This window comes from Enterococcus sp. FZMF, from assembly GCF_030263915.1.
GTDB lineage: Bacteria > Bacillota > Bacilli > Lactobacillales > Enterococcaceae > Enterococcus_D > Enterococcus_D casseliflavus.
On the sequence record NZ_CP127160.1, the window covers coordinates 1,923,579 to 1,937,219 of the forward strand.

General features: G+C 43.4%; 13 protein-coding genes and 1 riboswitch. Of the genes, 3 read left to right on the forward strand and 10 right to left on the reverse strand.

What is annotated here, in order from left to right; genetic code table 11:
* Window positions 1-75 precede the first annotated feature (75 nt).
* A riboswitch (purine riboswitch) is annotated at window positions 76-173 on the reverse strand.
* Between the two features lie 82 nt (window positions 174-255).
* The 4 genes from QN079_RS09305 to QN079_RS09320 are packed head-to-tail and all read right to left on the reverse strand — an operon-like array spanning window position 256 to window position 3,102.
* Complete coding sequence (locus QN079_RS09305) at window positions 256-933, reverse strand: beta/alpha barrel domain-containing protein (RefSeq protein ID WP_010749577.1); 678 nt, start codon at window positions 931-933, stop codon at window positions 256-258.
* 20 nt (window positions 934-953) lie between these two features.
* Entirely contained in the window at window positions 954-1,559 is a 606-nt protein-coding gene (locus tag QN079_RS09310) for a glycoside hydrolase family 73 protein (RefSeq protein WP_005229997.1), read from the reverse strand.
* A complete protein-coding gene (locus QN079_RS09315) occupies window positions 1,556-2,566 on the reverse strand; it encodes a M15 family metallopeptidase (protein WP_353957182.1) in 1,011 nt (336 codons plus the stop codon). Before QN079_RS09315 ends, QN079_RS09310 begins: the two co-directional genes overlap by 4 nt.
* A gap of 32 nt (window positions 2,567-2,598) precedes the next feature.
* Window positions 2,599-3,102, reverse strand: a complete 504-nt coding sequence (locus QN079_RS09320; RefSeq protein WP_005229993.1) for a hypothetical protein — start codon at window positions 3,100-3,102, stop codon at window positions 2,599-2,601.
* 123 nt (window positions 3,103-3,225) lie between these two features.
* Here QN079_RS09320 and QN079_RS09325 point away from each other — a divergent pair, with 123 nt between their 5' ends.
* Window positions 3,226-4,182: a Gfo/Idh/MocA family protein gene (locus QN079_RS09325; protein WP_289229584.1), complete on the forward strand. Its 957-nt coding sequence runs from the start codon at window positions 3,226-3,228 to the stop codon at window positions 4,180-4,182.
* Between the two features lie 32 nt (window positions 4,183-4,214).
* On the opposite strand, the gene QN079_RS09330 is transcribed toward QN079_RS09325, so the two are convergent.
* Entirely contained in the window at window positions 4,215-5,177 is a 963-nt protein-coding gene (locus QN079_RS09330) for an aromatic acid exporter family protein (RefSeq protein WP_289229585.1), read from the reverse strand.
* A 98-nt stretch (window positions 5,178-5,275) separates the two neighbouring features.
* Between QN079_RS09330 and QN079_RS09335 the strand changes: the two genes are divergently transcribed.
* Window positions 5,276-5,875: an FUSC family protein gene (locus QN079_RS09335; RefSeq protein ID WP_005231932.1), complete on the forward strand. Its 600-nt coding sequence runs from the start codon at window positions 5,276-5,278 to the stop codon at window positions 5,873-5,875.
* Between the two features lie 44 nt (window positions 5,876-5,919).
* On the opposite strand, the gene QN079_RS09340 is transcribed toward QN079_RS09335, so the two are convergent.
* From QN079_RS09340 to QN079_RS09360, 5 genes are all read right to left on the reverse strand, one after another.
* Window positions 5,920-9,342, reverse strand: coding sequence for an ABC transporter permease (locus QN079_RS09340; RefSeq protein ID WP_502875131.1), 3,423 nt, complete (start codon window positions 9,340-9,342; stop codon window positions 5,920-5,922).
* The gene (locus QN079_RS09345) at window positions 9,343-10,044 is read right to left on the reverse strand and encodes an ABC transporter ATP-binding protein (protein WP_015509898.1); all 702 of its coding nucleotides are present in this window, start codon (window positions 10,042-10,044) and stop codon (window positions 9,343-9,345) included.
* A gap of 195 nt (window positions 10,045-10,239) precedes the next feature.
* Window positions 10,240-11,079: an SDR family oxidoreductase gene (locus tag QN079_RS09350; RefSeq protein WP_115232458.1), complete on the reverse strand. Its 840-nt coding sequence runs from the start codon at window positions 11,077-11,079 to the stop codon at window positions 10,240-10,242.
* Between the two features lie 122 nt (window positions 11,080-11,201).
* The gene (gene nagA, locus QN079_RS09355; protein WP_289229587.1) at window positions 11,202-12,347 is read right to left on the reverse strand and encodes an N-acetylglucosamine-6-phosphate deacetylase; all 1,146 of its coding nucleotides are present in this window, start codon (window positions 12,345-12,347) and stop codon (window positions 11,202-11,204) included.
* Window positions 12,348-12,415: 68 nt separating this feature from the next.
* Window positions 12,416-13,261 carry a helix-turn-helix domain-containing protein gene (locus tag QN079_RS09360; RefSeq protein WP_289229588.1) on the reverse strand — a complete coding sequence of 282 codons (846 nt, stop codon included), beginning with the start codon at window positions 13,259-13,261 and terminating at the stop codon, window positions 12,416-12,418.
* 159 nt (window positions 13,262-13,420) lie between these two features.
* On the opposite strand from QN079_RS09360, the gene QN079_RS09365 reads away from it, so the two are divergent.
* Complete coding sequence (locus QN079_RS09365; RefSeq protein ID WP_005229977.1) at window positions 13,421-13,600, forward strand: hypothetical protein; 180 nt, start codon at window positions 13,421-13,423, stop codon at window positions 13,598-13,600.
* The last annotated feature ends 41 nt before the right edge of the window (window positions 13,601-13,641 follow it).

Here is a 13,641-nt window from a genome sequence, read left to right on the forward strand (position 1 = left end):
CTAGCTCTCCTCGTTCCTTTCTATTCCATCCTGAAAAAAAAGACACTCTTTTTGCCAAAGCAAAAAAAGTGTCTAACAGGCACGATTTTTACTTATAGTCCGATATTTACGGTATCGGGTAGAGACTGTCGACCATATTTCGACGATATACAAGTAATTTTTAAATGATAGATTCGATTATGCCTGTCTTTGATTAAAAACACAAGCATGGAATGCCCTTTATAAATAAAAATATTCTCATTTGTGGATCATTTCCTACTCTGGCTTCTCCATATCGCGATAGTGTTCCATCTTTTTACTGAAAAGCTCCCCATTGGACGGTGGCGTGTAGGTGATGGCATTAGCGCCTGCTTCAATCGTTTCTAAGATGCTTTCATCGGTTGGTCCACCGGTTGCGATGATCGGAAGCTTCGGATATTTTTTACGGAAGAAAGCCACGGTATCTGCTGTGTCCTTGCCCGCACTGATATTGATGACTTTCACACCAGCTTCAAGCTTGGCATCAATTTCGGTATACTTACTCGTTACGGTACTGATAACGGGAATATCTACAACTTTACAGACCTGCTCCACAGTTTTCAGTGGCGTTGGTCCGTTTAAGACGACCCCGATCGACCCCTGGGCTTCAGCAAACATGCTCATATAAGACGAGCGAAATCCTTGGGTCAAGCCCCCGCCGACACCAGAAAACACTGGAATGTCCGCTGCTTCGATGATTGCTTTCGTAATTGCTGGGTGTGGTGTAAAGGGATAGACCGCAATCACAGCATCCGCATTTGTATTACGGATGATCGCAATATCCGTTGTGAAAATAATGGAGCGGATTTGTTTTCCAAATATTTGAATACCGCTAGCCTCTCGAATAACTTTAGGCACTTTCACGATATCTTTACGCAAATCGGTGGTGATTTTTGGCATATATTTTTCTTCCATAAGCAGCCAACTCTCTTTTCTTATTGATCAAATCGATTCAATTGGTAGGTTTCAATGACTTGAATGATTTTGCTGGCATAATCCGGATCCGTTGCATACCCTGCATCTTGTAATGCTTGTGCGGCACTGCGGTAGTCGTTTGCTGTCAAGACATTTACATAAAGTGCAGGATTCCAATCCACACCATTTACAAACAACATCGTATGATCATCCATTGATTCTTCCCAAGTATCATAGACACGAAAATCTCCTTGAATCGTGACCCATTCTCCATTATAAAACTCTTGGGTATCTAATGTCACCTTTTTTGAATGGCCAAACGACTTAATTCCAAATAAATTATTGTATTCACTGGCTAGAGAACTTTGACCCCAATCTGATTCAAGGATTGCCTGTCCAATAATGATACTTGGTAAAATCCCGTAGCCCTTTTGCAGTTCTTGTGCGTAAGGAGCGATGCGATCAATAAATTCTTCATGGGAGATGGCTTCCGTGTTTGTTTCTTCCTCTTTTGGAAGAGGGTCTGCCAAACTATTCAAGGAAAAAATAAAAGCAATCCCAATCAAGAATAACCCTAGAAAGACTAATGGGAAACGAGTCTTCTGTTTTTTTCGTCTTGCGCTCATTTTTTCACTTCCTTTGTCTGACTAAACACATTTTCAGAAAACAAATTGCCTCCATTCAGCAACAACTCATCTTGTGGAAGCTCACTGCTTTCCTGACTTTTAGCAAGAGACCCCTCATAGATCCAGTCCTCTGCCAAAGGATCTTCCCATTCGTGAGAGGACAGTTCTGCTTCTTTTCGAGCGATGTGTTCTTTTGCTTCTTCCAGAAACTCTTCAAAGGTCAACTCCTGCTCCTCAATGTAGGTTGCCACTTCGACCCCTATATATCGCAGATGCCAAGGCTCATAATCGATTTGCGTAATAGCATGTTTTCCTTTCGGGTAACGGATGATAAACCCATACTCCCTTGCATGAGCTTGTAGCCATTTTCCACCCTCAGTATCACCGAACCCCTCATTGAGCAGTTCTCCTGTATGATTTTGATACCAATCCTGATCCACAACATCAACAGCAAGCCCAGTATGGTGTTCGCTATAGCCAGGCTCAGTAAAGGTCAGTTTCGTGATCCGAATTGCTTCTTCTTTTGTATGACCTTGACTCATCAGGGTGTTGACATTGGCATTGAATATCTCCTCTTGATACGCGACTGAACGGTAGGCAGAGACCATCACCAAAGGATGTCCTGCAGCTTTTGCGGCATCTGCCAGCTTTTCATAAGCTGAAACGATGCGTTGATCGACGAGATAGCCATTCGACAATTTCCCTAAATCTTTTTGGGCAATTTCGCTTTTGATTTTATTGTTTGGGCCTACCAAAACTAATGACCAATCATCCAATGAGACAGTTGGAAAATCCTCTTCGTTCACTTCATCACTAGCACTTGCTTGTTCTTGTGACTCTTGCGTGTTCCCATTTGGCTCTTTTTCATTTGTTTCTGTTGTTTCACTCGTTGTTGCTTGATCTGTTGAACGAGCGATACTTGCACTCTTTGTTGGGGTGACTGCGGTCACTCGGTTCACTTGAATGGTTAAAAGAACCAGAAACAAGAAGCCCGCCGCCGCAGCCATTCCATAATACTTTTTCAAAAAATATCCTACCTTTAGTTGTAAGTTTCTTCCAGATTTTCTTTGACCCACTCCAACAGTTCGATTTTTTCATTGCGAATTTGCTGCTGAACAAAAGCGGGCAATCGGAAGTTTAGTATATCATCATAACCCCACTCATCATACGTAATACTGACTCTCAAATCAAGGTATTGGGCTGTTTCTTCAGATTCTGTTAACAATTCGACTTTCGCTAAATCGCTTGCTAACCACGTTCTGGCGATTTGGGTCTTCATTTTTTTGAACTCGACGACCGCTTGATTGCGTTTTTCTGGATAAATGACGGTTTGCCGAATGATTTTTTGGATCAACATCCATTCATAATCTGAAAACAGCAGCTTCACTTTCTGATTTTCAGCAGGTGACAGACTCATTGTGCCATTTTTCCATGCCTCCCATTGCTCCTCGGTGATGCCTAATTGTGTTTCATAAAACTGTTTTTCTGATGCGTATTGCTCGATGATGGTATTTAAAATAATTGCAATTGATACATTATGCATATGTTATCCCTCCTCTTCTATATTTTACTGAAAGTCAGCCGTAATGGAAACTTTTTGCGATTGTTTTTGATTATTTTAAAGAATTGATTTCTTTTGTTATACTAAATACGAAGGAGATGATCAATGATGAAAAAATACCGTTGGGGAATGATTGGCCTCGGAGATATCGCAACGCAATTTGCTGCTGGCTTTTCTAATGAAGCAAGTGAACTATATGGGGTCAGTGCCCGGAGTTTCCCTAAAGTCCAAGCATTTGCTGAGAAACACTCTATTCCCCATGCCTGTGAAAGCACAGATGCCATGTTAGAAGATCCGCAAATCGATATTGTTTATATTGCAGTACCTAATGATCTTCATCATGAATTTATTATAAAAGCTCTGATGGCAGGAAAACATGTCCTCTGCGAAAAAGCCATCACCACCAGTGCCGATGAGCTAGCGGAAGAACTAGCCTTAGCCAAAGAAAAAAATCTAATCTTAGAAGAAGCAATGACGATTTTCAATATGCCGGTTTATGCTCGGTTGAAAGAAGAGATCGATGCCGGACGATTAGGAAAATTAAAAATGATCCAAGCACCATTTGGCAGCTACAAAGATCCAGACCCAAGCAATCGTTTCTTCAATCCAGATTTAGGTGGCGGTGCTTTATTGGATATCGGTACGTATGCTGTTTCATTTGCCCGCTTTTTCATGACGGATACACCAGAAGTGACGTTTAGCAGCATGAAGCCCTTCTCTACAGGTGTGGATGAACAATCAGTCACGATCCTACAAAATCCAGCCGATGAAATGGCTAGTGTCACGCTGACTTTTCAAGCGAAAATGCCTAAAACCGGTATCGTCGCTTTCGAAGAAGGATACATTACCGTAGATGAATACCCTCGTGCGGACAAAGCCGTGATCCATTTCCGAGATGGAACAAATGAAGTGATTGAAGCTGGCGACAGCAGTCAAGCCCTTAATTATGAAATTGCCAATATGATCAAAGCCATCGATGGCGAGATCGAAGGATCGATCCATTTGACCACCGATGTCATTGACGTTCTTGATCAAATGCAAGCTTTTTGGGAACAGCAGTAAAATGAAAAAGACTCCTTTTTAGGAGTCTTTTTTTAGCGTGCCATTGTTTGCATTTGATCAGAAAAGTCGGCTTTGATTTCAATAAAACTTTTAAAGGTTTGCAGAAACTGAAACAGCTGAGCGCGATTTTCAAACTCTGCTCTTGTTTGGGGCAATGGCTTTTGTCGATAATCTTCATAAAGCGCAGCAATTTTTGCCAAGATCTCTTTCCCATCGTTATTTTCGTGAAAGGACTCGGCAGTAAAGGATAGCAACTCTTGAAACGCATTTGTATAGGCTTCTTCTACCCAAAACAACTGCAATAAGTCAACCATTCCTAAGAGTAAGCGTGCCTGACTTTGGCGCATGGTAAAGTACTCTTCATAATAGGAGGCTTCTCCTCGCCATTGATTTTCACTATGCACCATTGCTTGTTGTTTGCCTTGCTTGATATCCCCCAAAAGCGTTTGGCAGACCTGGGGAAGCGTCGCCTTTTCTTTTTCAGTTAAGGCAATCGACATGTCTTTTAAAAGACTTTTAAACGATTCTTCCACTAATTGCTGTCTTTCTTTCAATGCTCGTTCGCCATCTGGCATATATAAATTGAACAAAAGTGCAAAGCCAATGCCAATACTCATCAATAAAAAAGCATTCCCAATCAGTGGCCAAGCAAACGAACGTTCCATCATATAATGGGTCACCAAGACAGAATTGACGACGATCCCATCGGTCAAATTGAAATAGACAGCGGTTGGGATAAAGAGAAAGAGAAAAAGAACAAATCCTATCGGCCCAAAGCCTAATAAATGGAAGCTGACAAAAGCTAAGAGCGTTGCGATCGCCAAAGAGATCAAACGCCCGATTCCCGTAAAAAGTGACGTTTTCTTTGTATTACCGACGCTTAAAATGGCGATGATCCCTGCGGCTGGCGCATACAAAAGACCGATCTGTTGTGCCAGAAACATTGATAAACCAGCAGCAATCGCCGTTTTCAAGGTCCTCATTCCGATTTTCATTTTTGTCACCTCCTGTGAAAAGTATACTAAATTGTGAGGAATAAGACTAGAATTTCTCAACTGCTTTGGGTATGATTAAGTAAAGGGGGCATTTGACCATGAAACTGGGGCGTTTTCGCTTAGGTATGCGAACGATAAAAACAGCCATCGCTGTCATGCTTTGTATTCTGCTCTTTCATTTTCTTGATCGTGGCCAACCATTGATTGCTGCCTTGTCGGCTGTGTTTTCTTTGCGACAAGACCTGACCACAACGATCTCTTTTGGTAAGTCACGGGTATTAGGAAATACGATCGGCGGCGGTACAGCCATTTTTTACTTTTTGACGAAGCAATATTTTCAAAATGACTTTCTGATCGAATTGTTTGTCTTGCCAGCGCTAGTCATTTTTGTCATCGTTTTTTCAGATGGCATCAATAACAATTCTGGCATTATCTCTGCTATTGCGACGATGCTTTTGATCACTTCCAGTGTCCCTCAAGGGGAATCGATCATCTTCGCCTTAGACCGTGTATTGGACACCTTTATCGGCACGTTAGTTGCCCTATCGATCAATTTCGTCATTCGACCACCTGAGGAAGAGAAAAAGGATGAAATCCAAGAAGATCTGGTGGTGCTGAGGCAAAAAGAGCTTGAACTAAAAGCCATGCTAGAAGAAGTCCAAGGCGAGATTTCCGAACAAGAAAAACAAGAAAAATAAAAACAGCCTTTTTCCAGAATCATTCTGAGAAAAGGCTGTTTTTGTTACTCATTGGCTTTCAGTGCATCGATCATATTGACATGTTTCAGTTTGAAATACATTGCGATCCCTACCACGCTTGAAAATAAGCAGGTCAATCCAGCGGCATACACATAGCTCATTGGTTCGACTGTCGGTGAAAACATGGCGATATCGACTTCGATGGTCTGTAAGACAAATTGATGCTGAAGCACCCCTAATAATAAACCAAATGCAATGCCGAAGATCGTCAGAAAGATATTTTCACGAAAGACGTACATGGTCACTTCTCGATCATAAAAGCCCAATACTTTGATGGTCGACAACTCGCGAATGCGTTCCGCTATATTGATGTTGTTCAAGTTGTACAACACGATAAAGGCTAATGCCCCCGCAGACGAGATCAAGATCCAGATGACGATGTTCAAGGTTGCTGTCGTGTCATCTAAGGCATCCGCTGAAGCTGAGAGGAAGGAAACATTGATGACATTGTCTTGTGCCATCAAATCAGCCGCGATCGCTTCTTCCTCCGATTTCGTCAAACGCTGACTGAATTTCAATAACTCACTGTTGTAAGAAGGGGCGGCCTGAAAGATCTTTTGATACGCATCTGGGGTCAAATAAGCAAAATGCCCTGTGTAGTTTTCTGCGATTGCAGCCACATTCAGTTCAAATGCTTCGCCGCTTTCATTCGTCAACGTTATCGTATCACCCACCGATAATCCAAACAACTTAGTAAGCTTTTCATTGATGATGGCGCCCTCTCCTTCTAGCTCGTAAGCTTCTCCTGAAACCCGATCATTCAAGTGGACAAATCTCGATAAAGCCGCAGGATCTTCTGGCACGGTGACGGTTATTTCTTGCTGCGTGACCCCTGATTGAGCCAACGTCAGACTTTCCGTATGCAAGAATAACCCTGCTTCAAAACCAGCAATATCTTCTGCGGCGGCTTTTGTTTCACTCATTGCTTCCGAATCCTCATCATCAAAGGTGATCACCGCCTGATACTGCCAGATTTTCTCAAACTGTAAAGGAATGATATTGCTGATGGAATCTCTTAGGCCAAATCCAGTCAAGATCATGGAGGTACATCCCGCGATCCCTAAGATGGTCATGAGCATTCTGGACTTGTAGCGAAACAGGTTTCGCATTGTAACTTTTTGAATAAAACTTAAGTGCCGCCATATAACGGTGATTCTTTCTAAGAGAATTCGTTTTCCTGTTTTGGGTGCCTTTGGTCGTAACAATGAAGCCGATGACTGTCTTAAATCAAAACGTAAAACCAGCAGTGCGATACCGATGGTGCAAAGCAAGCTGACTCCCACAGCAATCAATGAAAGCCGCAAATACCATGGGGTGTCATACTCCGTGAGATTGTAAAGCGGTCCATAAGCTTGAATGATGATTGCTGGAAAAAAGGAAAAGCCGACCGCTAGACCCAATACAGCACCTGTGATGCCTGCTGCAGAGGAATAAAGCAAAAATTTCTGTCCAATCTCCCAGTTACGATAGCCTAATGCTTTCAATGTACCGATCTCACTACGTTTTTCATCGATCATCCGCGTCATGGTGGTTAGACTGACTAACGCTGCAATCAAAAAGAAGATAACTGGGAAAATCGTCGCTAACGAAGAAACTCGTTCCGCATTGTCTTGGTACTCTGAATAACCAGGATTCGCATCGCGGTTCGCGACACGATAAACTGCCGGTTTTAGATCCAATAATTCCTGCTCTTTCTCAGCAACTTCTTTTTTGGCATCTTCAAGTTTTTCGCGTTCTTTTGGTGCTCTTTCTTTAAATTCGTCAAGCTTTTCTTGAAGGGTTGCTTCGTTTTCTCGATATTCTTGCCAACCAGCAGCTAATAAAGACTGACCCTTTGCTTTTTCAGAAGCTAAGGTCTCACGAGCGTCGCTCAGCTGCGTCTCTCCTTGGGTGATCTGGGTCTGCGCTTGTGCCAATTCTTGGCGCCCAGCTCTGATTTGGCTCCAGCCAGCATTGACTTGCTGTTGTGCCTGCTGAAGTTGCGCTTCTTGGTCATCGATCGCAGCCATTTGCCCAAGTAATTGAGCACGTTGTTGCTCACCTTCGGCAATGAGTGGACGCAATGTATCTTCTGCTGCCGTCAGCATAGTAGCAATCATCGTTTCATCGATTTCCTCCAGATCAGGAATCGGACCAAGGACATCTGTCGGCAGGTTCAACTGTGCCAGAGCGGCGGTTACTTGTGCATAGACGGTAGGCAGCTGGGCCATTTGCTCCTCTGCAGAAAGTTGACCCACACTTCTGATTTGATCCATGCCTTGGTATGCCAGCGCCAGTTGCTCCTCTACCTGCTGGATGCCCCTTTGTAGTTCAGGTCTTTGTGCCAAAACGGGTGCCAACTGAGCTTGGGCTGACTGTACTTGGGCTTCTTGCTGAATCAATGCTTGTTCATTTTGATCTAGCAGGCGTTGATTTTCGATCAATGCCTGTTTCCCCTCAGCTAATTTTTGCGCTTCTCCATTCAATTGCTCTTGGGCAGTTTGAATCTCTGTCTGAAAAGCTGCTTCTTGTTCCGTCAACTCCTGATGCGCCTGCGCCAATTTCTCTGTTGCGTCGTCAAGTTCCGCTTGCGCTTGCTGCAATGCTTCTTCGCCATCACGGATCTGTTCTTTGGCCTCATCAATGGCTGGTTGCGCTTCATCGATCAACTCTTGCCGCCGTCCTTGTGCCCGCGGAGCCAACCGTTCTTCTACTTCATCACTTACTTGATCCCTTTTTGTCTGATATGCTTCTGAATAGCTAGCCACTTGCGATAGCTCATCAAAACGAACTAACAATCTAGCATACGCAGTTTCTTTAAAATCTTCTTCTAGAATTACTGCAAAGTAATCGACCGTCCCATTCCCAACGGTACTATTGCCTCGATGAAAATTCTCAATAAATTCGGGACTATTGACAAAGCCAACGATCGTGTAAGTGTGCGTTTCTAGCTGGTTTTCACCGCTTTCTGGCAGTTCAAAAGTTTCATCTAGTGCAAACCCACCGCTGCTTTGTGCCGCTTGATCCAAAGCAATTTCCCCTGACTTTTGTGGCAATCGACCAGAAGTCACCTGATATTGATTGACTTGCCGCTCCTTCGAAAGGGAAAAGACACGGATCACGGCACGGTGATTTTCGGCATTGATATCGGCGATCTGCTCTGCTTCAACAGACGTGACACCAGGCATTTCTTCAATGATTTCCCGATCGGCAGTCGACAACCCTAATGTTGACGCAATCGTAAAGTCCGCTAATTTCTGGCGAGCAAAATAATCTTCAGCTGCTTGTTCCATATTCGGACCAGTTGCACTGATCCCCACAAAAAAAGCGACCCCTAAAAAGATAATGCCTAATATGGACAAAAACCGTCCGGGTGCTTGCCTGATTTCACGTAAACTGGAACGTAATAATGTTTTTTTCATAGGCATTTACCAAGAAATAGAGGCAATTGGAATCGGATGAGTATTTTTTTCCATCTTGCGGACCTTTGCATCATTGATATGGATCACACGATCAGCCATGGGAGCCAATGCGCTGTTATGTGTAATGATCAAAACGGTCGTCCCAGTCTCGCGAGCCGTTTTTTCTAGAATTGCTAGAATCTGTTTCCCCGTTTCATAGTCAAGGGCCCCAGTTGGTTCATCACAAAGCAGCAATTTGGGCTTCTTCGCAATAGCACGAGCGATCGTGACTCGCTGCTGCTCGCCACCAGACAATTGCGCTGGAAAGTGATCCAAGCGATCACCAAGCCCAACTTGGGTCAAGATCTCAGCTGCATCAAGTGCCTCTGGCACGATTTGTGCTGAGAGTTCAACGTTTTCTCTGGCTGTCAAATTAGGGACCAAATTATAAAACTGAAAGACAAAACCGACATCTTTGCGGCGATAGGTCGTCAATTGTTTGGCATCAAAGCCAGCAATATCTGTTCCATCAACGATCACTTTGCCACTATCACATTGATCCATTCCACCTAATATGTTCAAAACGGTGGACTTACCAGCGCCACTAGGACCAAGGATCAGTGCGATCTCTCCTTTTTCTACGGAAAACGAAACACCATCATTAGCAGCAATGACCGTGTCGCCCATTGTGTATTTCTTCACTTCTTTCACAACTTCGATATAACTCATTATGTTCCTCCAAGAATTCCAGCGCCGCATGCGCTTTCTCGCTTAATAGTGTATCATACTTATTCCTGCGAAAGAAACAGCAAAAAAGCAGCTTATTTTATCAAATTAATAAATCTGAGACAAAATGATGCTCATTCTCTCCCAGAATCGATTTTACACTTCCATCTAATTTGATTGACAAAGAACAAAAACCAATCATTGTGCTTGGTCGGCAATTCTTCGCTGGGTTTCTTCCCAAAGTTTTTGCGCTTGCTGCCGCTCATCAAGGATCTCCGTCGGCACTGCCTGCCGATCGACAAAGTAGCGCCCGCTAATGCCAGCCACCTCGGGGCTTAGTGCCAAATATATCGCTGTATCGGACCCTTCCTCTGGTGTTTTGAAAAAAGGCGTGAGCATTTTGTAGACAGATTGACCAAATCCCGTCTGTCGGCTGACCCCTAAGCTCGTCGCCACAGCTCCCGGATGCAAGGCATTGGCAGTAACGGTCGTATTGCGCAGTTGAAACGCAAGCGCATCTGTAAATAAAATCAGGGCTTTTTTTGAGCGGCCATATTCCCGCCAAGGCAAAAAATTCGCCACATCGAAAAAGCGCTGATCCTTTTTCTTTACAAATTTGTAAGCACCAGAAGCAACATTAACGATCCTACCAGCATCCGCACGTTTTATTAACGGCAATAACTGACGGGTCAGTTCAAAATGCCCCACGTAGTTTACGCCCAGCATTTGTTCAAATCCATCGGCTGTTCGCTCTTTTTTTAAATTGACGATGCCCGCATTATTGATCAGTACATCCAATTTCTCAAAGCGGGCATTGATTTCAGCGGCTGACTTGCGTACGCTAGCCAACGACCCCAAATCACCGATCACTAGATCGATGCTTGGATTGCCTGTCTCTTCCTTCAAACGTTGCTGTGCTGCCTGTCCTCGTTCGGCAGAACGGCAATACAAAATCACATGCATCCCCAATTCTGCCAATTGTTTGGCTGTTGCAAAGCCCATGCCAGCGTTGGCACCCGTAACTAAAATCGTCTTCAATTTGCCACCTTCCCCTTCTAAGAATACCGTTTTCTTTCATCATAACTGAAAACAAAAAAATCTGCTCAAAAAACAGATCAAGAGAAGCTCTCTTCTTGTTTCTTGAAGCAGATTGTTTCATTTTATGCTTGGTAACGGCAAACACCATCTAAATAAGTGACTGCTAAATTCATTTCTTGATCCAAAACAATGAAGTCGGCTGGACGACCTTGTTTGATCATACCGCAAGCGTGGTCGATCTTGCAGCTGATCGCTGGGATCAAGCTGGCCATCATGACCGCTTCTTGAGGAGTAGCAATTCCCCACTCTACAACATTTTTCACGGCTTCTTTTAGTTTCAAGATGCTGCCAGCAAGATTGCCTGATTCCATTCGAGCCGTGCCATCTTTTACCACTACTGGAAATTCACCTAAAATGTAATCACCGTCTGGCATACCGCCAGCCATCATACAGTCGGTGATCAAGGCCACATGGTCGTGACCAGCTTTTTCCATCAAAATCTCAGCTGCTTGAGGATGCACATGGTGGCCATCACAAATCAACTCAGAAAAAACTTCTTTTAATGAAAGTAAAGCACCGACCATTCCAGGTTCACGATGGTTTAATCCGCGCATTCCGTTGAAGGCATGAACAAAAACACTGGCACCAGCTTCTACTGCTGTTTGCGCTTCTTGTAACGTTCCGTTACTATGCCCTAGCGCAACCACTACGCCTTCTTCCGTCACTTGCGAAACAAACTCACTCACACCTTCGCGCTCAGGAGCCAAGGCGATTTTCTTGATAATTCCACCAGAAGCTTCTTGCCATTCATGGAAGGTATCAATATCAGGATCACCAAAATAGATCGGATTTTGTGCCCCTTTATGTTCTTCAGTAAAGAACGGTCCTTCAAAGTAGATCCCTTGGATCTTCGCTCCTGTAACTTCGTCTTTGACTTTCCCAACGGTTTCAGCAACATCACGCAACCGTTCTTTGCTGGATGTTAAGGTTGTCGGTAAGAAAGATGTCACACCACAAGACAAAAGACCTTCTGACATGGCTTTGATGCCTTCTGCATCGTTATCCATCACATCATGGTTCATAAACCCGTGGATATGAGTATCCACAAGACCCGGTGCTACCCATTTGCCTGAATAATCTTCTACGTCTGCACCAGCAGGGACTTCATCGACGATCGCGCCGAATTTTCCCTCCTTGACCTCCAAGTAACCAGGGCCATGAACCGCTGATTTCAGAAAGAATTTGTCTGCGTAAATATATTTATTCATCTTGATCGCTCCTCTATTTCTTTTCTTTCTTAAAAGTACTCTTATTTGCAGCAGAAGTCAAGAAAGGTCTACACCACTTTGTCAGATTGGCGAATATCCATGACGGCACGATACAGTTGAAAACTTTTTTCAGCTGCTTTTTCTTCTTTTAGTCTTTGAAGCAATTGTCCTTTTAGTTCAAACAATTCTTCTAGAAAATATAAGCTATTTTTCTCTCTCGCTAGAGCAATGCCTTCGTTGGTTACTTTTAGCGCGCGACAGTCTTCTTGTTGCTCTTTTAAAAAGACCGCATAGTTGTAATAAATTTTGGTCAGCGCTGTGGACAGTCGCTCTGGCGGCAAGGCATGCATGGCACCGTAGGCTTTTTCTAAGTAAAAACGCGCCTCACCCAGTTGCAGCAAATCACTATAGACACGACCCATGCAGCTCAGGATACGAATTTCCATCACCGAAACATTGGTCTTATCCTGTTGATAGGAATAGGCCAGTCCTTTTTTCAGCGCCTCAAGGGCGGCATCATAGTTTTGATCGAGGAAATAATCACAGCTGCCTAGATAGTAGTAATACATTTGCATATCTGAATCCAGATACAGATAATCCTTGATCGCCTTGTCTTCCATTTTTTCCCGCATTTCTTGAAATTGTTTATGGACAAAATGTGATTCGATTTCGGCAAAGATTTGATTGGTTTTGTTGATCTCTTCCGAATGAAGCATCATTACTTGATCTAAGGTGACGCCTAAGCGTTGACAGATTTGGTACATCACCCAGACATTGGGCAGCTCTTCGTTGTTTTCGATACGACTTAACACACTTTGCGAACAAATATCTTCCGCTAACATCTTCTGGGTCATCTTTCGTTTCAACCGAATTGAACGGATATTTTGACCAAAAGATTCATCTCTTTTTTTCATAATCGTCCTCCAGGGGGAATTCTAAAAAAATCGAACGTTTCTTGTCAAAAATGCGAATTCGCATTTTTAATTTTCTTTATTTTAGCACATAATGACAAAAAGGAAAGCAATTTCAAGAATGTCTTGTTATTTTTCCACAATTTCAAATGAGGTGTTAAGATGACGATCGACAGTACGATCTTTTTTACATGGGAAGGCAAAAAATACCAAGGGATCATCGAACGGGAATATGAAAATTCGGTCCTCGTTCAAGTGACCGATCCTAGTGCTGAAATGCTGGATAAGTTTACCAATCGGATGATTGTCAGCAAAAAAATTTGTCAACCAGTTACCGAATAAAAACATAAGCACCGCTCCCTCACGATCGCTGAAGGAGCGGT

Bases quoted from the DNA above. Each gene is read 5' to 3' on its own strand.
- QN079_RS09305 (WP_010749577.1), bottom strand. From the start codon at position 933: ATGGAAGAAAAATATATGCCAAAAATCACCACCGATTTGCGTAAAGAT.
- QN079_RS09310 (WP_005229997.1), bottom strand. From the start codon at position 1,559: ATGAGCGCAAGACGAAAAAAACAGAAGACTCGTTTCCCATTAGTCTTT.
- QN079_RS09315 (WP_353957182.1), bottom strand. From the start codon at position 2,566: ATGGCTGCGGCGGCGGGCTTCTTGTTTCTGGTTCTTTTAACCATTCAA.
- QN079_RS09320 (WP_005229993.1), bottom strand. From the start codon at position 3,102: ATGCATAATGTATCAATTGCAATTATTTTAAATACCATCATCGAGCAA.
- QN079_RS09325 (WP_289229584.1), top strand. From the start codon at position 3,226: ATGATGAAAAAATACCGTTGGGGAATGATTGGCCTCGGAGATATCGCA.
- QN079_RS09330 (WP_289229585.1), bottom strand. From the start codon at position 5,177: ATGAAAATCGGAATGAGGACCTTGAAAACGGCGATTGCTGCTGGTTTA.
- QN079_RS09335 (WP_005231932.1), top strand. From the start codon at position 5,276: ATGAAACTGGGGCGTTTTCGCTTAGGTATGCGAACGATAAAAACAGCC.
- QN079_RS09340 (WP_502875131.1), bottom strand. From the start codon at position 9,342: ATGCCTATGAAAAAAACATTATTACGTTCCAGTTTACGTGAAATCAGG.
- QN079_RS09345 (WP_015509898.1), bottom strand. From the start codon at position 10,044: ATGAGTTATATCGAAGTTGTGAAAGAAGTGAAGAAATACACAATGGGC.
- nagA (WP_289229587.1), bottom strand. From the start codon at position 12,347: ATGAATAAATATATTTACGCAGACAAATTCTTTCTGAAATCAGCGGTT.
- QN079_RS09360 (WP_289229588.1), bottom strand. From the start codon at position 13,261: ATGAAAAAAAGAGATGAATCTTTTGGTCAAAATATCCGTTCAATTCGG.
- QN079_RS09365 (WP_005229977.1), top strand. From the start codon at position 13,421: ATGACGATCGACAGTACGATCTTTTTTACATGGGAAGGCAAAAAATAC.